Raw genomic sequence first — 19,473 nt, forward strand, 5'->3', positions numbered from 1 at the left:
CGAGGCTTATATGCCCCGACGGCATTACCCGGCGCTATCGACAAACCAAATGGATCCTGCTGGCATCAAAATGCATGCGAAGCGTCTCGCCTGCTTGCGGCAGCTCGTCAACAGGCATGCCCACTTTGTTGACCTTCCACTGCAGGCGCGTCGGCGCATCGGCACGCAGCACATCCAACAGCACCAGGCGCTCAAAGCGCGAATCGCTCACTCGGGCCACGTGCAAATCATAGCTGTTGCGACCCCGCTCCGCGCGATTGTCAACATGGAAGTAGCTTGCGCGAATGCCCAGGTACGCCACGTCGTCGGGCACCTCACGACCCACGTTAAAGGTCATGCCCCAATCGAGGGCCTCAACTTCTTCGTCGCCGATCTTGCGCGCCCGGCTTGTGTTCTTGCAGCCCGTCAGGCGCAGTGCCGCCAGCGTCTGCGGACGGCGGACCACGTCCTCGACAGAGCCGATCTCCTCAACATGCCCGTCGTGCATCACGCAGATGCGCTGGCACAGGCGGCACGCCTCGTCGATGTCGTGGCTCACGTAGAGCACGGTGCGGTTACAGACGTCGAACAGGTCGAGCATGTTCTGCTCGAGTGCGCTCTTAAGATAGGAATCGAGCGCGCTCATGGGCTCGTCGAACATAAAGATGCCCGGATGCGCCGCCACCATACGGGCAAGCGCCACGCGTTGCTGCTGCCCGCCCGAAAGGCGCGCGGGGTAGCGGTCGGCAAAATCGGCTAGACCGAAAATGCTCAGATAGCGCTCGGCGAGCTTTTTGCGTGCGACGGCGTCGCCCGCACCCTTTACACCGGCGCATACGTTATCGGCCACCGTCATGTTAGGAAGCAGCTGATAGTTTTGGAACAGCAGGGCGCATTTGCGCGCCTGTGGCGACAGGTTGATGCCCGCCGCCGAGTCAAAAAAGGTCACGCCGTTGACGACGATCTTGCCCTCGTCGGGCGTCTCCACACCGGCAATGCAGCGAAGTGTGCAGCTCTTGCCGCAACCCGAGGCACCGAGCAACGCCACGCGCTCCTCGCCGGCCTCAAGCTGCATGTCGAGCATAAACCCGGGATAGTGCTTTTTTATATCCAGAACGAGCGACATGGCCTATCGACCTCCCTTTGCGACCGTGTCATCGCGCATAAGCTCGGCCAACGCCTCGCGATCGATGCGCAGCGCATCGCCGCCGACTGGGTCGAGCGAATCGCCCTGTCCGGCGAGATCTTTGGCCTGCTTGCGCTCCGCGCGGGAAAGGCCCCGCTCGCGATACTTTTGCGAGTGCGCCGTGTACATGTTGATAAACAGGATGACCAAGAAGCTAAAGGCGATCACGACGACAACCCAAAAGAGAGCCACCGACGTGTTGCCGCCCATCCACTCAAAGTAGATGGCGATGGGGATGGTCTGGGTAATGCCGGCATAGTTGCCCGCAAAGAACAGGGTGCAGCCAAACTCGCCCATGGCGCGGGCAAAGGCGAGCACCGTGCCGGCGGCAATCGAGGGCCAGCCGAGCGGCATCATAAGCTTGGTAAAGATTCGACGCTCGGACCAGCCCAGGGTTCGCGCGGCATCGAGCATCTGCGTGTCGAGGCTCTCGAAGGCGCCGAGCGCCGTACGATAGACGAGCGGGAACGACACCACCACGGCAGATATCACCGCCGCGGGCCACGTAAAGATGATCGAGACGCCGTGCGCGATGAGCCACTGGCCCACCCCGGTCGAGCGGCCAAACAGCATGAGGAGCAGAAAGCCGCAAACCGTTGGCGGCAGCACCATAGGAATCGTAAAGACCGAATCGAGCAGGCCCTTGATGCGACTCGAGGTACCCATGGTCTTCCACGCGGCGAACAGGCCCAGCGCAAAGGAAATCAGCAGGGCAAGACCGCTCGTTTTAATGGACACCCAAAACGGGCGATAGTCGATGTCGCCCAAAAAGGAAGCCAGGGAGGTCAAGGGCCTCTGCTCATCCCGCAGCACGACAGACGACGCTTCTACCATTTGAGCGCTATCAAGCCAACGCGCACCGCCCTTGGCATCACCCGAGGCTGATGCAATCACCACATAGCGGTCCCCATCCGCACCGCGCTCGTCAAAGCCATAGGTATACCCACCGGCATCAAACGTTGTTTCCGCCGTGACATACCAAGGAAGATCAACGTTCCCTAGCTGCGCACCTCCCATGCAGTTTGCGCTGTCGAGCTCATAGACGAGGGCCTTGAGACCCGATACGCACTCGTTGTCCTGCAGATCCAATCCATACTTCTCGACCGCCTTGGGCGATATCCACACCACAACGCGATCGACAGCAGGCGCCACTACAAGGTCCACGTCCTCGTCAACGGGAAACCGGTAGCCCTCAGGCTGGCCCTCCATGGCACGAGCGGTCCCCTTGGCCAACCGCTCAAAACCCTCGATCCCATAGGAAAGCCCATGAGCGGTCGCAGCAACCTGGGCCCCGTCCTCAGCGTCTCCAGCAAACGCAAATCCTGGCACCCAGCAAAGCGCGAAGGTCAAAGCACAGGCGACAAGCATGCGGAATCTATTAAGCACGAAAAGCTCCAAGAGAATACAAAGACGGAGTGAAACACAAAACGATGGAATTATCGCGCCAAGCCGCACTACTCGGAAAGCTCAAAGCCGTACTTAGCCCAAATCTTCTGAGCTTTCTTGTTGGTCAGACAGAAGTCGATGAACGCCTTGGCTTCGTCGGCGTGCTCGGAGCTCTCGGCAACGGCACCCGGGTACACGATGGGCTTGTGCGAATCCTCGGGACACACGAAGGCCTCCTCGATGCCGTCGTAGCGGAAGATATCGGAGCTGTAGACAAAACCGGCCACGCAGTCGCCTGTAGAGACGTAAGAAGCAGCGGTGCCGACCTTGTCGGCCAGTGCTACCTTGTCGGCGAGCTCGAGCGCGTACTCGCCGTCGTCGCCCTCGGTGCCGGTATAGAGGCCCACAGAAGCCAGCGCCTGGTTGGCGTACTTGCCGGCAGGAACGGTCTTGGCGTCGCCAATGGCGATCTTGCCGTCCAGGTTCGCGACGTCGGCGATGGCCTCGACCTTGGTGTCAGAGCCCTCGGCGCGGATGATCACGAGGTCGTTGACGAACATGTCCTCACGCGTGTCGGCATCGACGAGCTCGGCGGCTTCGGCGTCGTCCATGGTGCCCTTGGAGGCCGTGATGAGCACGTCGACGGCGGCACCGGCGCGCATCTGCTCGACAAGGTCGCCGGACGCCTTAAACTGCGTGTCGGCAAACGTGGTACCGGTCTGGTCGGTGTAGAGCTCCTGAACCTCGGGCAGAGCCTTCTCGAGCGAGTTGGCAGCAAAGACCTGCAGCTCGACAACCTTCTTGGAAGATGCCTTAGCAGAACCGGCATCGGATCCGGCCGGCTCGAACGTCTTGTTGCCCGAGCAGCCGGCAAGGCCAAGGCCGGCGGCAGCGGCAGCAGAAAGCGAGACGAAACCGCGGCGAGAAACCATATCGAACATGTTCAACCCTTTCGAACGCGACGCCCGGGCACCCCGCCGCAGGCTTTATTCTGTTACTAGATTATACTTCTGCGCGAATAATGTTTGTGATAATAATTTCTCGTCTAATAAGCTTCTTTCACCGATAACCCCGAGATGGCCGCACTGTCGCTGCATAAAAAAGGCGGAGCAGCCCGTAAGGTCGCTCCGCCGCAGGTAGTGCGTTTATTTGGTGTGTCCGCCGCCCGCTGTCATCTGAGCCGCATGCTCCAGCTGATCGCTCACGGCCTCCCAACTTTCGCGGGCAGCTTTCGTGGATCCCGGAAAGTTGATGACAAGCGTATGCCCACGTTGCATGCACACGGCGCGCGAGAGCATAGCGCGGCGCGTCTTGGTCATGGAGTACGCACGGATTGCCTCGGCAATACCCGGCACATCGCGGTCGCAGACGGAACGCGTCGCCTCGGGCGTCACATCGCGCATCGAAAGCCCCGTGCCGCCGCAGGTGAGCACGACATTGGCGTGACACTCATCGGCGGCTTCCACAATGGCATCACCGATCTCGCTGACGTCGTCGCGCACGACCACATGTGAGGCGACCGTCCAGCCCTGTGCCTCGATAAGTTCCTCGAGTGCGGCTCCAGCCTCGTCCTGGGCAAGATCGCGCGTATCCGAGCACGTCACGATCGATATCTTCAGCTCCATAGCATTCCTCCTACAACACGGCGCCCTCGGGCAGGTCGACGCGAACAACGCCCACGGCATCTCCCGCCTTGAGCTCGCACGGTCCTTCGTCAATACGCAACAGGCAGTTCGCACGCTGCATAGTTCCAAGCAGCGCCGAATTCTGTGTCTTAGCCTCGGTCACCAACAGCTCACCGGTCTCGGGGTCGCGCAAAACCGTGGCGCGATCGAAGAAGCGGCGATGCTGTCGCTTTTTCACGCCGTGCGTGAGCGTCGCCTGCTGCACGGGACGCGCAACCTCGGCAAAACCGCGCATCTTGCGAATCGCCGGACGGGCAAGCATCTCAAAGCCCACATACGCCGCGGCCGGATTGCCCGAAAGCCCCAGGTAGGGCTTACCCCCGAGCAAGCCAAACGTGATGGCCTTGCCCGGACGCATCGAGATGCGGTCAAACAGTACCTCGCCCTCGCGCCGGACGAGCGCCGTCACGAAATCGTAATCGCCCGCCGAGGCGCCACCGCTCGTAATGACAAAGTCGCACTCCTGCACGGCACGATGCACCAGCTCGGCGATCGCTTGCTCATCATCGAGAGCGATGCCAAAGAACACCGGATCTGCCCCGGCATCGAGTGCCTCAGCCATCAGAGCCGAGGAGTTGGAATCGCGAATCTGCCCGCGCGCCGGCAGCTCACCCGGCGCGACCAGCTCCGTCCCCAGCGAGATAATGCCCACACGTGGGGCGGCGTGCACCTTCACGCTCGCGTATCCGGCGCTTGCCAGCAGACCCGCGCCCGCCGGAGCCACGACCTCGCCGGCGCGCATCACAACATCGCCGGCATGGGCCTCCTCGGCAGCAGAGCGAACGTTCTCCCCCACCTTGGCCGGCGCCGAAAAGCGAACGTGCGAGCCCTCGTTGCCATCGCCGTCGAGCACCTCGACGATCTCGTATTTCACCACGGCATCGGCACCTTCGGGCACCGGCGCGCCCGTCATGATGCGGACTGCCTCGCCCGCGCCGATAGCGCCTTCAAACACATGGCCCGCGGCCTCGTGTCCGATAACGTCGAGCGTCACCGGCGCCTCGCCAGATGCCTGCGCCAAGTCCGCCGAGCGCACGGCATATCCGTCCATAGCGCTGTTGGCAAGCGGCGAGATGTCGATATCGGCCACCGCGTCCTCGGCCAAGGGAAGACCGGCGGCCTGCCACACGGGAATCTCGACGAGATCGGTCGGAGCAACGTGCGACAGGACAATCGACTGCGCGTCCTCCAGCGGAATGAGTTTCTCTGCCATATGCACCTCTTAATGCCACGGCGCACAACAGGGACGCCGATTCTTTATGCTTGTCTCAGTATAATCCCCCGACGCGCGACCGCGACTTGGCCTGTACCCGCAAATACACCTGTCGGTTGCAGGCCGCGAAACGGAATGGAAACCAACCCACCGGCTCGTCGCGTTTACCGCGTTTTATAATGCTTGCGTTGCAACCTAAAAGAGGAACGTATGACTCATAACGACAAACCCGAAAGCGCAAACGAGGCGCAAGACCATCCCCAGCCGCTCGACGACGGCGGCTTTTTCTCCCTGAACGACGTCATCACGGCAGGCAGACATCAACTTACCCGCTCCGAGCATCTCTTGGCTGCCGACACGCGCCGCAACGCCCGCAACCTACTCGCGAGCGCCAAGTTGCTCGTACTCGTCGTCATCGTCTCGCTCGCCATGGGCGTTGCCGCTTGGGCGTTTTTGGCCTCGTTGAATATCGCGACCGACTATCGCGAGCACCATGCGTGGATTTACGCGCTTCTTCCCGTTGTGGGCGTTGCCACCGCATGGGTGTACAAAAACCACGGTCTTGCCGCCAAACGCGGTAACAACCTGGTCATCGACTCCGCTCTGGGCACCCGCCTCATCCATATGCGCATGGCCGTCCTCACCTTCGTCTGCTCCACGCTCACGCACCTAACGGGCGGATCGGCCGGTCGCGAGGGAGCTGCGGTGCAGATTGGCGGCACCATCGCCAGCAACATCTCGAGCCTCGCCCACCTCAAAAAGCATGACCACCACGACCTCATGCTCGCCGGAATCTCGTCGGCCTTTGGCGCCGTATTCGGCTCGCCCCTTGCCGGAGCTTTCTTTGGCATGGAGATGTGCTTTATCGGCAAGATCGACTACACCGCGGGCATCTATTGCCTGGTCGCGTCGTTTACCGGCTACTTTACATCACTCGCCCTGGGTACCGAGTACGAAGTGAATGTCATCGCCAGCGTTCCCGCTATGACGCCTACAACGGTCGTCATCGTTGTTATCAGCGCCATCATCTTCGGTCTGACGGCACGCCTCTTTGCGTGGTCGGTTCGAACCGTCAAGAGCCTGTACGGTCGCTTTATCACCAATTACCTCGTTCGCGCACTTATAGGCGCACTCGTGGTTTTGGCCGCCTATGCCCTCCTCGACGCCTGGGACTACGCCGGCCTTTCCACGTGGCTTTCCGGCGCCGGATTTGCGGGCAACACCACCCTGGCGGACGCAGCCATCAAGTTGGTCGTCACAGCGCTTACCCTGGGCGCTGGCTTCCAAGGCGGCGAGGTCACACCCCTGTTTGGCATCGGTGCGGCACTCGGTGGCTGGATCGGTTGCCTTACCGGGCTCGACCCCAGTTTTCTGGCGGCTCTCGGCATGCTCGGCGTGTTCTGCGCCGGCCTCAACGTACCCATCACCACCTGCATGATGGCCATCGACCTGTTCCACGGCACGGCCGCCGGGTTCTTTGTCATCGTGGCCTTTATCAGCTACCTAACCGGCGGGCACCGCGGCGTGTACCCCGCCCAGCGCATCATCTCACCCAAGCGCCGTTCGCTTATTGTGGATGAGGGCGGTACGGTAGCGGATGCTATCGAGCGCCACAACGACCTGATAGAGTAGATGTAAAAATCGCCGTGCAGCCACAACCGGGGGCAATTCGACCTGAGCGCGACCGCACTGTCATGTCACACGCCGGGAGTCGCCCCATGCACGCAACTGATTTTGGTCGCACGCTCATCATCGCCAACCCAGCCGCCCAGTCGGGCGCCGCGCACGAAGTTGCCGAGCGCCTGCAACGCTTTTTGGATATGACCGCGCGCGCATCCCAGTTTGACCTTGTGCTAACCGAGCGCATGGGACACGCCAAGGAACTGGCCGCCCAGGCAACGGGCTATCGCACCGTTATCGCACTCGGCGGCGATGGCGTGATCCACGAGGTCGTCAATGGCTTGATGGCGCAAGAAAAGGCAGTTCGACCGGCGCTTGCCGTCCTGCCCGTAGGCTCCGGCAACGATTTTGCCCAAACGCTCGATATCGAAGATTTCTCCGGCAAGGATTTTGGCGCGCTGCTCACCTGCGAGCTGCAGAGTCAGGACATCGGGCGCATTCGCTCGTGGAGCCCTGCGAACGGCAGCGGCGAGGCTACCGTTGAGTACTACGACCAGACGCTTTCGGTCGGCATCGATGCCGCCATCGGCCTTGGCACCACCGAGCTGCGCAAAAAGACCGGCTTGACGGGCGCTCCGCTCTACACCCTCTCGGGACTTGAGCAGTTTGGCCTACGCTATCGCAACTACCCCATGACAGTCAGCTTTGACGGAGCGCCCGCCGAGCGCGTGAGGGCGATCATCATGGCGATTCAGCTGGGTCCTACCTACGGCTCGGGCTATCGCATCTGCCCCGACGCCGACCCCTGTGACGGTATATTCGACGTCTGCTACGCCTGCGGCCCCGTTCCGCGCGCGGTCGCGCTTCCCGTGTTCCTTTCGGCCAAAGATGGCCACCATACCAAGCTGCCACCGGTTCGCATGCGCCGCTGCCGCCATGTCGAGCTCACCTTTGAGGAGCCCGACTATCCCATCCAGGCCGACGGCGAGCCCATCGTCGCCTCGCGCATCGAGGTCGACATCCTCGCCGGCGCCCTCCACGTCTGGCACCCCACCCACTAACCCCACCTAAGTTGCGGTGAAATAGGGACTGTTTATGCATCTAAAGCCGCAAAACAGTCCCTATTTCACCGCAACTTATGAGGAGGCTATTCGTCGCTGCCCGGTTTGCGACGGTTGGCCTTTTTAATGGCGTTGAAGTGCTTGTCATTAAGCCTGCGCTGGCGAGAGCGCTGAGGCACCTTGGTCTTTACGCGTCGACGCGGTGGACGCCCGCGACGCTCAAGCTCAGCGCGCAGCTTACGCAGGCAGCTCGCGCGATTCTGAAACTGGCTGCGGCTCTCACGCGCCGTCACGACAATCCCCGTGGGCCCATGTTTCATGCGCACCGCAGAGTCCGTCGTGTTCACGCCCTGCCCGCCCGGACCCGTCGCGCGAAACACCTGTACCTCGCAATCGCGCGCCAGCTCCTCGACCGACATCTCGGCATAGCGCGCATACCCACGCCATCCCATCTTGTTCTCATCCATATCAGCACCTCCCCTCATACAAAAAATGTGACAAAGGGACAGTCCCTTTGTCACATCGCATACCAATCGCTTGTGTTGCGCGCTTAGGCGAAGGTGATCTCGCCGTTCTCGCAGTCCATATCGGCGATACGGGCCAGGCTCTCAACGCGGAAGCCGCGTTTACGGAGCTTATCGCCGCCGCCCTGGAAGCCCTTCTCCACCGCAATACCAATTCCGGACACCTCGGCACCCGCAGCCTCGCAGATCTTGATAAGACCCTCGAGCGCGCACCCGTTGGCCAAGAAGTCGTCGATGATCAGGACCTTGTCGCCCTCGGACAGGAAGCGCTTGCCAACGATGACCGGGTACTCCTTCTGCTTGGTAAAGGAGTAGATGGTCGTGGCATACTGCTCGCCATCGAGGTTGATGGACTGCGCCTTCTTGGCAAAGACCACCGGCACGCCGCCAAAATGCTGAGCTGCGATGCAGGCCATGCCAATGCCCGAAGCCTCAATCGTCAGGATCTTGTTGATCTCGACACCCTCGAACAGACGGGCCCATTCGGCGCCCATGTGGTCGAACAGCTCAACGTCGCACTGGTGGTTGAGGAAGGCATCAACCTTAAGGACGTTACCGGCCTTTACGATGCCGTCATGGCGAATACGATCCTCAAGCTCCTGCATGGCGCAACCCCTTCTCGCGGCAACGATACCGCGCGATTAATAAACGTTGTTCGATAGTCTACCACGGACCGACCCCCGCCCGCCCCACAAGCCGCATCGCACCACAAACCAGTCTTTTTGGGACGGCGCGAATCGTGGCAGGCAGCCTCCCAACACGCTAATGGCGGGCGCGCACCTTCACCAAACGCACCATGGCAAGCGCAAAGCCCACGGCGGCCACAACCATAAGCACGTAGAACACCGAGCGAAAGCCGAATAGGAATACATCCGGACGGCCTGCAACAAAACTGGTCACGGCCTCGCCCATCGCCACGCTCATCTGCCCATACAGGGTATTCGACGCCACCGTAATGCCGAGTGCCATGCCGGCATAGCGCGCCAAACTGCCCAAGCTGCCCGCAAAGCCGAGTGCTTCGCGCGGGGCCGAGCCCATATACAACGAGTTGTTGGGGCTCTGGAAAATCGACGTACCGCACGACATAAACGCGACGCAGCACACGATCACGGGGATAGAAGAGTGCTCGTCGAGCGTGCTTACCGCAAAAAGACCGAACACGTACACGCCCAGGCCAACCGCCGTAGGACCCTCGCAGCCAACACGGTCCGAAACCGTTCCCGAAAGCGGGCCGATAAAGGCATTCACCATCGGCAGCGCCAAAAAGAGTAATCCGGAAATGTCGGAACCAAAGCCGTGGGCGTCCTGAAAATAGAACGGCAGAATAAACTCGGATGCGCCAATGCCAACGAACACGATGAGCATGCAGGCAAGGTTGATGGTGAAGGCCGAATTTGCAAAGCAGCGACGCGCGGCCTCCGCCAGCGACATGGGGCGCTCGCCGGCCTCCGGCTTTACATGCGGCAGCGTGTAGAGCCCCACGATAAACGAGATGACGCCAATGGGCAGGTTGATGAGGAAGATGCTCTCCCAAGGAAAGCTTGCCACCAGCATGCCGCCGAGCACGGGGCCACACATCATGCCGAGGGCCACAAAGGTCGCGAGAATACCCATAGCACGGCCTCGTTCGCGCGCCGGAAACGACTCGGTGATGATACCCATGTTGTTAGCCATGGCCGCCGCGCAACCGACGCCCTGAACAATGCGTGCCAGGATAAGAACCTCGAGCGAGGCCGAAAGGCCGCACAGCAGCGAACCGACCGAAAAGACGATGACACCCAGCTGGAACACATTCACCTTGCCGCGCACGTCACCCAGACGGCCAAACGGCAACATAGCCACGCATGTCGCAAGCAGGTACACCGAGCTCACCAGCTGAATGCGATCGAGGCCCACGCCCAGCTCCTTTTGCATCACGGGCAGCGCCACGGTCACGACGGTCGAATCCAAACACACCATAAACGTCATGATGAGCACGGTAAATAGAATCGCCCATTTGTTCTTGCCATGGGTGTCGCCCTCTAGGGCAATATGCTCGCGGCGCAGCTGCTCTGCAGTTTTCTCCATATCCATCCTTTCGAGTGGCGCGACGCAAAAACGGGGCCCCAATCGCCTGTAAACAGTCGCAATTGGAGTCCCGCCTACGGAATCGGAACGAAAGGCCACCGAAGCTTTCTGCCAGCATCGGCGCCTTGTGCGAACGCTAGCCTAGCACTGCTCGAGCGCCTGCTCAAGGTCGGCAATCAGATCGGCCGTGTCCTCGAGGCCGCACGACAGGCGCACCATGTCGGCGGAAATGCCACAGGCGATGAGCTCTTCATCGTTCATCTGGCGATGCGTGGCATTAGCGGGATGCAGGCAGCAAGTGCGGGCGTCGGCCACGTGCGTGGCGATCTGGGCGAGCTTGAGGCTCTTCATAAAGGTCTCGGCCGCCGCGCGACCACCGTTAAAGCCAAAGCTCACAACGCCGCAGGTACCGTCGGGCATGTACTTCTGAGCGATGTCATAGTACTTGTCGCCCTCCAGGCCCGGATAGCTCACGAAGCGCACCTTGGGATGGCTCTGCAGGAACTTGGCGACCGCCAGACCGTTCTCACAATGGCGCGGCATGCGCACGTGCAGGCTCTCGAGCGAGCTGTTCAGGAAGAACGCCGCCTGCGGGTTCTGCATGGGGCCAAGGTCGCGCATAAGCTGCGCGGTGGCCTTGGTAATAAAGGCGCCCTCGCGACCAAACTTCTCGGCATAGGTCACGCCGTGATAGCTCTCGTCAGGCGTGGTGAGACCCGGGAACTTGTCCGCATGGGCCATCCAGTCAAACTGGCCGTGATCGACGATTACGCCACCCAGGTAGGCAGCATGTCCATCCATGTACTTGGTCGTGGAGTGCGTGACGATGTCGGCGCCCCACTCAAAGGGACGACACATCACGGGCGTCGGGAAGGTGTTGTCGACCATCAGCGGCACGCCGTGGTCATGTGCGGCCTTAGCAAAGCGCTCAATATCGAGCACGGCAAGGGCGGGGTTGGCGATCGTCTCGCCAAAGACAAGCTTGGTATTGGGCTCAAAGGCTGCCTCCAGCTCCTCATCGGTGCAGTCGGGGGCAACGAACGTGCAGGTCACGCCCATGCGGCCCATGGTGTGGGCGAGCAGGTTATACGTACCGCCGTAAATGGCAGAGCTTGCGACCACGTGATCGCCGGCACCGGCAATGTTAAAGATCGCGAGGAAGTTCGCAGCCATGCCCGAACTCGTGAGCATCGCTGCGGTGCCGCCCTCCATCTCGCAGATCTTGGCGGCAACCAAATCGCACGTGGGGTTCTGCAGACGGCTGTAGAAGTAGCCAGACTCCTCCAGGTCAAACAGCTTGCCCATGTGCTCCGACGTGTCGTACTTCCACGTGGTGGACTGGTAGATGGGCACCTGGCGCGGCTCCGCATCTCCCGGGTGATAGCCGCCCTGAACACATGTAGTACCGATAGTCTGCTCGCTCATATCTAGCTCCCTTGCCTGGGTTTTAGTTTTATTCGGTTCACGATACCGCTACCCTGCACCCCTCTCAACCCATCCCCAAGGTAGGTTAAGGGACAAATTCATCAGGGGTATTTATCTCAAGCCTTGGGCATTTGCTCGATAGATAAAAATGAGGCATACATGAAGCTCTCGATGATTACATGCCCCGTCACGGGTACCATAGGCGGGTACACCGTGACCAAGGAGACAACGATGAAGCAGATCGATACCACCCAGCTCGACACCGCCGCCTGCCAGGCTCAGGCTGCCGAATACCACGCCCGCGGCTTTAACTGCGCCCAGGCCGTTGCCTGCACGCTCGCACCTGCCGTCGGGCTCGACCCCCAGACCGCCTTTACCCTCACCGAGGGCTTTGGCGCCGGCATGGGTGGCATGACCGAGACCTGCGGCGCCATCTCGGGCGCTGTTGCCATCATGGGCTTTGTAATGAGCGACGGCATGGAGAACCCCAAGACCAAAGGCCAGACCTACAAGCTGTCGCGCGAGATTGCCAAGCGATTTGGCGAGAAGAACACGACGACCGTCTGCGGCACGCTCAAGGGCATCGGATCGGATAAAGGTCCGCTCCGCAGCTGCCCCGGCTGCATCGACGATGCCGTCGAGATCGCCTGCGATGTGCTAAAGCAGCTCGCCGAGTAAACGGCAGCAACATAAAACGACGGCCGGCGCGTTTGGGATCCATCCAAAAGAACGCCGGCCGTCGCCGTTAGAACTCGGCAAATTTGGGAGCGCCGACCTCGATCTCTTCGCGCCCCGCCATAAGCTCGCGCATCTTGGCGCAAAATTGCTCCTGCTCCCCCGCTTTGAATACCAGGTGAAGTGTCACGGCATCCGCGTAATCGGTATCCGAAACCTTGGCACCCGAATCCTGCGCCAAACGAAGCACCTGCTCATACTGCGGATAGGCCACATGCACGTCAACAGGCACGACACTCGTCATCTCGACAATCTGCCCGGCCTCCCGAGCAGCTGCCACCGCCGCCTGCGTCGCCGCAGTATAGGCGCGCACCAAGCCACCAGGTCCCAACAGCGTGCCACCAAAATAGCGCGTCACCACGCAGCAAACATTTTTGAGCTCTGCGCCGCGCAACACCTCGAGCGTCGGCATACCGCTCGTGCGGCTCGGCTCACCATCATCGCTCTGACGCTCGCGTCCATCGACTAAAATCCACGCGGGAACATTGTGTCGAGCGTCGTAATGACGCTTGCGAACCATCTCGATAAAGGCATTCGCCTCATCCTCGGACTCAATATGGACCAGCTGGGCAATAAACCGGCTCTTGCGGTCAACGAACTCGCCCGTAGCCTCAATATTCGATTGCAGAGTAAAATAGCTGTCCAACAAAGCCCCTCAACAAAATAAAGCGCAGCAACAAACAGCCTCAATAATACGGCAAAGGCCGTATCGATAACCCCGGTAAATAGAACGGCGACACCGATGATCAGGCAAAAACAGCGAGATGCCAAGAACGGAACCGCCGATGATTCCGTCAACGAAAGCGAGAACCCGTCAGCGCGAGCAAGGTGCCTTGAAAGACGAGGGCATTGACCTTATGGTCATGCCCGAAGGCTTGAAAGGCAGATTGCCGCGCTGACGGGTTCGCAGCGTCAACAAGAAAGCTGAGTGGGCTTGTAAGCCGGGTTCTGTCGTGAACGGTCATTTATCTTGTCTGCACGTTACCGTGCAGCTCCACGCACGCTACCCGAACGCGGACCGGGCCGGCCCATAGCGTTCCTATTCGCGCTTGCTCCGGATGGGGCTTGCCAAGCCGCCGTGTTGCCACGACGCTGGTGGTCTCTTACACCACCGTTTCAGCTTTTCCCTTTACGCCTTGCGGCGCAGGTGGGAGTCTTCTTTTCTGCGGCGCTTTCCGTCGGATCACTCCGCCCGGCCGTTAGCCGGCATCCCGCCCTCTGGAGCCCGGACTTTCCTCACGCGTACTGCAAGCAGCACATCGCGCGACCGTCTGGCCCACTCAGCAGTGCAAGAGTGTAACACACCGTTGCCGCAGGCAATGGCACAACGCAAACTCTCGACACGATAAACCAAGAACCGCCATGCGTTACAATGGTCCTGTCGATGGGCAACGTCGTCAGTCGAGACGCGACCGCGCTCCGCACCCCTCCGTCTACTCGGTGTGTTCCCGCCTCCTCCCCGAGGCGGGATGTCGGCATTTTTCATGCACCGACAACCCAATAGCAAACAGACAACCCGGGCAGCATTGCGCACGGATAGCATCGCGCGCCTCAGCAGCAAATGCAAAAAGGGACCCGTCCATTGCGGACGGATCCCTTAAAACAAGTGATCGTCAAACCGATTTACTCGGCGTCGGTCTCCTCGTCCTTCTTCTCGGAAGGAAGCGGGGTAACCTCGATCTCGACGCCCAGAGTCTCAGCAGCAGACTTCATGGACAGGGAGATGCGACGACGGTCGAGGTCGATCTCCATGACCTTGACCTGAACCTTGTCGCCCACGTGGGTGACCTGAGAAGGCTGGTCGACGTGCTTGTTGGCCATCTCGGAGATGTGCACCAGGCCCTCGATGCCCTCGCCCAGGTCGACGAAAGCGCCGAACGGGACAAGCTTGGTCACAGTGCCCTCGACGATAGCGCCGACGGGGTACTTCTTGACCAGTGCGCGCCACGGATCCTCGGTGGTCTGCTTGAGACCCAGGGAGATGCGCTCGCGGTTGAGATCGACGTCGAGAACCTCGACCTCGACCTCCTGGCCGACCTTGACAACCTCGGAAGGATGGTTGACGTGGTTCCAGGAGAGCTCGGAGATGTGGATGAGGCCGTCGATGCCGCCGAGGTCGACGAAGGCGCCGAAGTCGACGATGGAGGAAACGGTGCCCTGGAGACGCATGCCAGACTTGAGCTTGGACAGGATCTCGGAGCGCTCGGCCTTACGGGACTCCTCGAGCACGACGCGACGGGAGAGGACGACGTTGTTGCGGTTGCGGTCCATCTCGATAACGCGGGCCTCGATGCGGGTGCCCATGTAGGAGGTGAGGTCCTTGACGCGACGGAGGTCGACGAGGGAAGCAGGCAGGAAGCCACGCAGGCCGATGTCGAGGATCAGGCCGCCCTTGACAACCTCGATAACCTCGCCCTCGACGTTCTCGCCGGAGTTGAACTTCTCCTCGATGCGGTTCCAAGCACGCTCGTACTCGGCACGCTTCTTGGACAGGACCAGACGACCGTCCTTGTCCTCCTTCTGGAGAACCAGAGCCTCGATGGGATCACCGAGTGCAACGATGTCTGCAGGGTTAGCGTCCTTGCGGATGGACAGCTCGCGGACCGGGATAACGCCCTCGGACTTGAATCCGATGTCAACGAGCACCTCGTCATGCTCGATCTTAACGACAGTGCCGTTAACGAGATCGCCCTCATCAAAGTCGGTAATCGTACCGTCGATGAGGTTGTTCATCTCCTCCTCGTTGACATCGTCAAGAGAGAAAATGGACGAGTTCTGAATCTCACTCAAAGGTGGACCCCTTTCGAACTACGGGGCCCCGATTGCTAGGACCTACAGAAGGGTGCGACAAGCACACAACGTTTAGGAACACTCGGGAGCCGACAGATACTAATGTGACGCTTATGCAATCACGTTCGTATAGGTTACGGGGAAATGAGTTCGATTTCAAGCGTGAACTGCGATTTTTTACTCGTGTGGAGACTTTTTCGTAATCTTATGAACACACGTCTCCGCAACTTGACGATAACCAGCCAGGCATTCGGCTTTGGGGTAAAGTATCCGGAGCCAACGATTCTAGATCGATTTTTCGAGAAAGGTGCCCGCGTGCTCAAAGCAGTCGTTTTCGATATGGACGAAACGCTTCTTAGCATCAACCTCAACGCGTTCATCCTTCGCTATTTTAAGGATGTCTCTTCGATGCTCGCGGATATCGGGCGCCGCAGCCGCGGTGGCACGATGGCGCGCCTCGGCACCATCCTGGTCGACCTCAACGCCAATCGCCGCAGCGGCACGGACAACCGCACCAATCTTGAGTTTTACCAAGAAGAGGTCGAGCGCCGATGCGGGATCTGCCTCTCCGATCCCCTCATCTACGAGGCGTTTACCTACTATGACCGCGAAATTCTTCCGTACAAGAACGACGAGGTCATTAACGCCCACGCTATGCCGGGCGCGCACGCCGCGCTCCAGGCCGTACAGGACGCTGGACTGCGTTGCGCGCTCTTTACCAACCCCAGCTTTCCCCAGGGGGCCATCGAGTGCCGCATGGGTTGGGGCGACCTGGCCGACGCTCCCTTTGAGCTCGTCACGCACATGGGAAACACCACCCGCTGCAAGCCCGATGCCACCTACTATCTAGAGCAGCTTCAGGTGATGGGGCTCGAGCCGCACGAGGTCCTTATGGTTGGCAACGATCCCAAACGCGACTTCCCGTCCCCCGATTGCGGCATCCAAACCGCCTTTGTGGGCCAGGGCAAGCCCAGCCGAGCCACCTGGCGCGGAACCATGGAAGACTTCGCCCGCGACTTTAACGCCGTAATCGAGGCCTTCTACGAGCACCAAATAGCCGACGAACTATCGTAGGCGCCAGAACATCTAGCGCAGTTGCGGTGAGATAGTTCCTGTTTGCCCCTCATCCGGGTAATTTTAGGAACTATCTCACCGCAACTTAATATCTAGCAGACTTGGGTTTTACCGATCATGATGTTGAGGATCTCGATGTCGGTGTCCTTCATGCCCACGCGGCCCACGTAGCCCATGCTGGCAATCGTCTGCTCGACGGTATCCTGAATGAGACCCTCGCCGGCGCGGAAGCCACGGCCCTGCATGGCCATATCGTGGCCCAGAATCGCAGCATCAACGGCAGCGGAAATCTTAGCCGCGCAACTCGCCTTGGCGCCATCGCACACGATGCCGCCCACGTTACCGAGCGTATTCGAGACCGTCGCGCCAATCTGCTCGCGCGTGCCACCGCACAGCCAGGTAATCGCAGCGCCGGCGCCGCACGCGGCGCAAATAGCACCGCAAAACGCCGAGAGCGCACCAATATAGCTCTTGATATGCACGGCGATAAGATCGGACAGCATCACGGCGCGCACCAGGCGCTCGTGGTCGCAACGCAGGTACTCGACATACTCCATGACGGGCAATGCGCAGGTAATGCCCTGATTGCCCGAGCCGCACACAATGGCGACCGGCAGCGCGCAGCCGTTCATGCGGGCGTCGGACCCGGCGGCCGCACGGGCACGGGCACGGCAGGCGACGTCATCGGCACGAGCACCCAGCAGCGTACGACCCACCTCGGCGCCCCAAGCGTGCGCAAGGCCCTCGGCACTGATTGCGCCATTCAGCTCAATCTGACGCTCAACGGCAGCGCGGGCGTCCTCAATGTCACCGTCCTCGATAAAGTCGATGATGGACTCAATGCTCATAGGGGCATCGGCCTTATCCGCCGCCCGCTCGGCCACGACGCGCTCGGCGCAGGCGGCACACTCCCCCGCCGACTTGCCGCACACCGGAATACCGTCGAGCGTATGGCACGTGACATTGGTGTGGTGGTCGGTAATCTCGACGACCGCGGTATGGCCCCCGGCCGTGGCAGTCACCTTGATGTAGAGGTTGGGCACACCCTCGACAAGCGACACATCGCAGTAGCCGGCGTCAGCGAGGAGCTCAGCCACGCGCGCACGGTCTTTATCGTCAACGCTCTCGAGCACCTCGAGCGCGCTCTTGGCGTCGCCGCCCACGGCACCCAGCACGGCCGCGGCTTCAATACCGTGCATACCGCCCGAGTTGGGCACGGTCACGCTCTTAACGTTCTTGATGATGTTGCCCGAGCAGGCAACATCCATATGATCGGGTTCGCAACCGAGCGTCTGGCTCGCCAGCGCCGCTGCATAGGCAACGGCAATGGGCTCGGTGCAGCCGAGTGCACAGACAAGTTCGCGGTTCAGAACATCGCAAAACGCGGCATCACGGATGGAATCGGTAGGCATAGGTATCTCCTGCTTGCATAACGGGCTGGACTCTCAAAAAAGTTAGCTCCTTTATTTGATAACAATGCATCAAAAACCGCAACCATGGTTCCGGCGGACGGCGCTCAAGCACAAACTGACAGCATTCATTCATGAGAAGCCGGTCTTGTTGCATGCTAAAGCGTTTGACCAAAAAACGCCCGAGCGTTTACGCAAAAGTCGCGCTATCATGCAGTCGAACGCGGTAAACACCTTTAGCATTTGCGCCGCACAGACCAGAGAGGAACCATCCATGAAGATCGGTATCGGTAACGACCACGCCGCCGTCGAGCTCAAGAACATCATCTCCGAGCACCTGAAGGAGCGCGGCTGCGAGGTCGTGAACTTTGGCACCGACACCTCCGAGAGCTTTGACTACCCCATCGCCGGCTACAAGGTGGGTAAGGCCGTTGCCAACGGCGACGTCGACCTGGGCATCCTGATCTGCGGCACCGGCGTCGGGATTAGCCTGGCTGCTAACAAGGTCGAGGGCGTGCGCGCCGTCGTGTGCTCCGAGCCCTTCAGCGCCAAGCTCTCCCGTATGCACAACAACACCAACGTGCTCGCCTTTGGCGCCCGCGTCGTGGGCTCCGAGCTCGCTAAGATGATTGTCGACGAGTGGCTCGACGCCGAGTTTGAGGGCGGTCGTCACGAGCGTCGCGTTAACCTCCTCAACGAGATCGACCACACGCGCGGCCTCAAGGTCGTCGACGAGGCCTAAACTACTCAGTGCCACAAGCTAACAGCAGGGGCCCGCTCGGAACTCATATCCGAGCGGGCCCCTTCACAGGTTTTGGTATAAAAGAGCGCCGCGGATGGAGTTCCGCGGCGCCCAAGCCACACGCTAACAGCTTTAAGGTGTCAAAGCTGGTTTAGCCAAAGAAGCGCTTGATCTCAATCTCGGCGTTCTCCAAGCAGTCGGAGCCGTGGATCACGTTGGCGTTGACATCGACAGCGAAATCGCCGCGAATTGTGCCGGGAGCAGCGTCAAGCGGATTAGTAGCGCCCATGAGGGTGCGCATCTTAGCAACAGCGGAGAGACCGGAAACGACCATCTTGACGACCGGACCGCTCGTCATAAAGTCACAGAGACCGCCAAAGAAGGGCTTGTCGGCCAGATGGGCGTAGTGCTCCTCGACGGTAGCGCGCTCGAGCGTGGTCATCTCCATGCGCTCGATGACAAGGCCGCTGCGCTCAATGCGAGCAACAATCTCGCCGATCTTGCGGTCGCGCACGGCGTCGGGCTTAATCATGATGAAGGTCTTCTCGATAGCCATAAGGTAGCCTTTCAAGTAGGT

17 protein-coding genes, 1 other RNA gene and 1 pseudogene are annotated in these 19,473 nt (G+C 60.4%); 5 read left to right on the plus strand and 14 right to left on the minus strand.

Annotated elements, in window-relative coordinates:
- Positions 1-34 precede the first annotated feature (34 nt).
- The 5 genes from AAAX35_RS03530 to glp all read right to left on the minus strand — a co-directional run bounded on the left by AAAX35_RS03530 (position 35) and on the right by glp (position 5,449).
- Positions 35-1,105, minus strand: coding sequence for an ATP-binding cassette domain-containing protein (locus AAAX35_RS03530; protein WP_349116775.1), 1,071 nt, complete (start codon positions 1,103-1,105; stop codon positions 35-37).
- A 3-nt stretch (positions 1,106-1,108) separates the two neighbouring features.
- Positions 1,109-2,551, minus strand: a complete 1,443-nt coding sequence (gene modB / locus AAAX35_RS03535; protein ID WP_349116777.1) for a molybdate ABC transporter permease subunit — start codon at positions 2,549-2,551, stop codon at positions 1,109-1,111.
- 68 nt (positions 2,552-2,619) lie between these two features.
- Positions 2,620-3,492 carry a molybdate ABC transporter substrate-binding protein gene (gene modA, locus AAAX35_RS03540; RefSeq protein WP_349116778.1) on the minus strand — a complete coding sequence of 291 codons (873 nt, stop codon included), beginning with the start codon at positions 3,490-3,492 and terminating at the stop codon, positions 2,620-2,622.
- A 204-nt stretch (positions 3,493-3,696) separates the two neighbouring features.
- On the minus strand, positions 3,697-4,176 hold the full coding sequence (locus tag AAAX35_RS03545; protein ID WP_349116779.1) for a MogA/MoaB family molybdenum cofactor biosynthesis protein: 480 nt from the start codon (positions 4,174-4,176) through the stop codon (positions 3,697-3,699).
- A 10-nt stretch (positions 4,177-4,186) separates the two neighbouring features.
- A complete protein-coding gene (gene glp / locus AAAX35_RS03550) occupies positions 4,187-5,449 on the minus strand; it encodes a gephyrin-like molybdotransferase Glp (protein WP_349116780.1) in 1,263 nt (420 codons plus the stop codon).
- A 210-nt stretch (positions 5,450-5,659) separates the two neighbouring features.
- Here glp and AAAX35_RS03555 point away from each other — a divergent pair, with 210 nt between their 5' ends.
- The gene (locus AAAX35_RS03555; RefSeq protein WP_349116781.1) at positions 5,660-7,081 is read left to right on the plus strand and encodes a chloride channel protein; all 1,422 of its coding nucleotides are present in this window, start codon (positions 5,660-5,662) and stop codon (positions 7,079-7,081) included.
- 86 nt (positions 7,082-7,167) lie between these two features.
- Complete coding sequence (locus tag AAAX35_RS03560; protein WP_349116782.1) at positions 7,168-8,130, plus strand: diacylglycerol kinase family protein; 963 nt, start codon at positions 7,168-7,170, stop codon at positions 8,128-8,130.
- 86 nt (positions 8,131-8,216) lie between these two features.
- Here the strand turns inward: AAAX35_RS03560 and AAAX35_RS03565 are convergent.
- The 4 genes and pseudogenes from AAAX35_RS03565 to AAAX35_RS03580 all read right to left on the minus strand — a co-directional run.
- Positions 8,217-8,528, minus strand: a pseudogene (locus AAAX35_RS03565) (peptide chain release factor-like protein); the annotation flags it as partial.
- Positions 8,529-8,680: 152 nt separating this feature from the next.
- Positions 8,681-9,259 carry a xanthine phosphoribosyltransferase gene (locus AAAX35_RS03570; RefSeq protein ID WP_035138016.1) on the minus strand — a complete coding sequence of 193 codons (579 nt, stop codon included), beginning with the start codon at positions 9,257-9,259 and terminating at the stop codon, positions 8,681-8,683.
- A gap of 157 nt (positions 9,260-9,416) precedes the next feature.
- Positions 9,417-10,721: an MFS transporter gene (locus AAAX35_RS03575; RefSeq protein WP_349116783.1), complete on the minus strand. Its 1,305-nt coding sequence runs from the start codon at positions 10,719-10,721 to the stop codon at positions 9,417-9,419.
- A gap of 141 nt (positions 10,722-10,862) precedes the next feature.
- Positions 10,863-12,146, minus strand: a complete 1,284-nt coding sequence (locus AAAX35_RS03580; protein ID WP_349116784.1) for an O-acetylhomoserine aminocarboxypropyltransferase/cysteine synthase family protein — start codon at positions 12,144-12,146, stop codon at positions 10,863-10,865.
- 231 nt (positions 12,147-12,377) lie between these two features.
- Between AAAX35_RS03580 and AAAX35_RS03585 the strand changes: the two genes are divergently transcribed.
- On the plus strand, positions 12,378-12,824 hold the full coding sequence (locus AAAX35_RS03585; protein ID WP_229055579.1) for a C-GCAxxG-C-C family protein: 447 nt from the start codon (positions 12,378-12,380) through the stop codon (positions 12,822-12,824).
- A 67-nt stretch (positions 12,825-12,891) separates the two neighbouring features.
- Here AAAX35_RS03585 and AAAX35_RS03590 read toward each other — a convergent pair whose 3' ends face one another.
- The 3 genes from AAAX35_RS03590 to rpsA all read right to left on the minus strand — a co-directional run bounded on the left by AAAX35_RS03590 (position 12,892) and on the right by rpsA (position 15,671).
- Complete coding sequence (locus tag AAAX35_RS03590; protein WP_349116785.1) at positions 12,892-13,530, minus strand: YigZ family protein; 639 nt, start codon at positions 13,528-13,530, stop codon at positions 12,892-12,894.
- A 272-nt stretch (positions 13,531-13,802) separates the two neighbouring features.
- Positions 13,803-14,164, minus strand: an RNA gene (gene rnpB / locus AAAX35_RS03595) — RNase P RNA component class A.
- 340 nt (positions 14,165-14,504) lie between these two features.
- Complete coding sequence (gene rpsA, locus AAAX35_RS03600) at positions 14,505-15,671, minus strand: 30S ribosomal protein S1 (protein WP_022095232.1); 1,167 nt, start codon at positions 15,669-15,671, stop codon at positions 14,505-14,507.
- 315 nt (positions 15,672-15,986) lie between these two features.
- On the opposite strand from rpsA, the gene AAAX35_RS03605 reads away from it, so the two are divergent.
- Positions 15,987-16,745 (plus strand): HAD family hydrolase, encoded by a 759-nt coding sequence (locus tag AAAX35_RS03605; protein WP_349090766.1) that lies wholly within the window; start codon positions 15,987-15,989, stop codon positions 16,743-16,745.
- 92 nt (positions 16,746-16,837) lie between these two features.
- Here AAAX35_RS03605 and AAAX35_RS03610 read toward each other — a convergent pair whose 3' ends face one another.
- The gene (locus AAAX35_RS03610; RefSeq protein WP_349116786.1) at positions 16,838-18,157 is read right to left on the minus strand and encodes an L-serine ammonia-lyase, iron-sulfur-dependent, subunit alpha; all 1,320 of its coding nucleotides are present in this window, start codon (positions 18,155-18,157) and stop codon (positions 16,838-16,840) included.
- Positions 18,158-18,428: 271 nt separating this feature from the next.
- Between AAAX35_RS03610 and rpiB the strand changes: the two genes are divergently transcribed.
- Entirely contained in the window at positions 18,429-18,896 is a 468-nt protein-coding gene (gene rpiB, locus AAAX35_RS03615) for a ribose 5-phosphate isomerase B (RefSeq protein WP_006234151.1), read from the plus strand.
- Between the two features lie 151 nt (positions 18,897-19,047).
- On the opposite strand, the gene ndk is transcribed toward rpiB, so the two are convergent.
- Positions 19,048-19,452 carry a nucleoside-diphosphate kinase gene (ndk, locus tag AAAX35_RS03620; protein ID WP_006234152.1) on the minus strand — a complete coding sequence of 135 codons (405 nt, stop codon included), beginning with the start codon at positions 19,450-19,452 and terminating at the stop codon, positions 19,048-19,050.
- Between the last annotated feature and the right edge of the window lie 21 nt (positions 19,453-19,473).

Origin of the sequence: Collinsella sp. CLA-ER-H11 (assembly GCF_040092445.1) — a bacterium.
Lineage (GTDB): Bacteria > Actinomycetota > Coriobacteriia > Coriobacteriales > Coriobacteriaceae > Collinsella.

What these genes read in the sequence shown, in the direction of transcription:
- AAAX35_RS03585 (WP_229055579.1), top strand. Translation starts at nt 12,378, where the DNA reads ATGAAGCAGATCGATACCACCCAGCTCGACACCGCCGCCTGCCAGGCT.
- AAAX35_RS03575 (WP_349116783.1), bottom strand. Translation starts at nt 10,721, where the DNA reads ATGGAGAAAACTGCAGAGCAGCTGCGCCGCGAGCATATTGCCCTAGAG.
- modA (WP_349116778.1), bottom strand. Translation starts at nt 3,492, where the DNA reads ATGTTCGATATGGTTTCTCGCCGCGGTTTCGTCTCGCTTTCTGCTGCC.
- AAAX35_RS03560 (WP_349116782.1), top strand. Translation starts at nt 7,168, where the DNA reads ATGCACGCAACTGATTTTGGTCGCACGCTCATCATCGCCAACCCAGCC.
- AAAX35_RS03555 (WP_349116781.1), top strand. Translation starts at nt 5,660, where the DNA reads ATGACTCATAACGACAAACCCGAAAGCGCAAACGAGGCGCAAGACCAT.
- AAAX35_RS03570 (WP_035138016.1), bottom strand. Translation starts at nt 9,259, where the DNA reads ATGCAGGAGCTTGAGGATCGTATTCGCCATGACGGCATCGTAAAGGCC.
- AAAX35_RS03545 (WP_349116779.1), bottom strand. Translation starts at nt 4,176, where the DNA reads ATGGAGCTGAAGATATCGATCGTGACGTGCTCGGATACGCGCGATCTT.
- rpiB (WP_006234151.1), top strand. Translation starts at nt 18,429, where the DNA reads ATGAAGATCGGTATCGGTAACGACCACGCCGCCGTCGAGCTCAAGAAC.
- AAAX35_RS03610 (WP_349116786.1), bottom strand. Translation starts at nt 18,157, where the DNA reads ATGCCTACCGATTCCATCCGTGATGCCGCGTTTTGCGATGTTCTGAAC.
- ndk (WP_006234152.1), bottom strand. Translation starts at nt 19,452, where the DNA reads ATGGCTATCGAGAAGACCTTCATCATGATTAAGCCCGACGCCGTGCGC.
- AAAX35_RS03530 (WP_349116775.1), bottom strand. Translation starts at nt 1,105, where the DNA reads ATGTCGCTCGTTCTGGATATAAAAAAGCACTATCCCGGGTTTATGCTC.
- AAAX35_RS03580 (WP_349116784.1), bottom strand. Translation starts at nt 12,146, where the DNA reads ATGAGCGAGCAGACTATCGGTACTACATGTGTTCAGGGCGGCTATCAC.
- glp (WP_349116780.1), bottom strand. Translation starts at nt 5,449, where the DNA reads ATGGCAGAGAAACTCATTCCGCTGGAGGACGCGCAGTCGATTGTCCTG.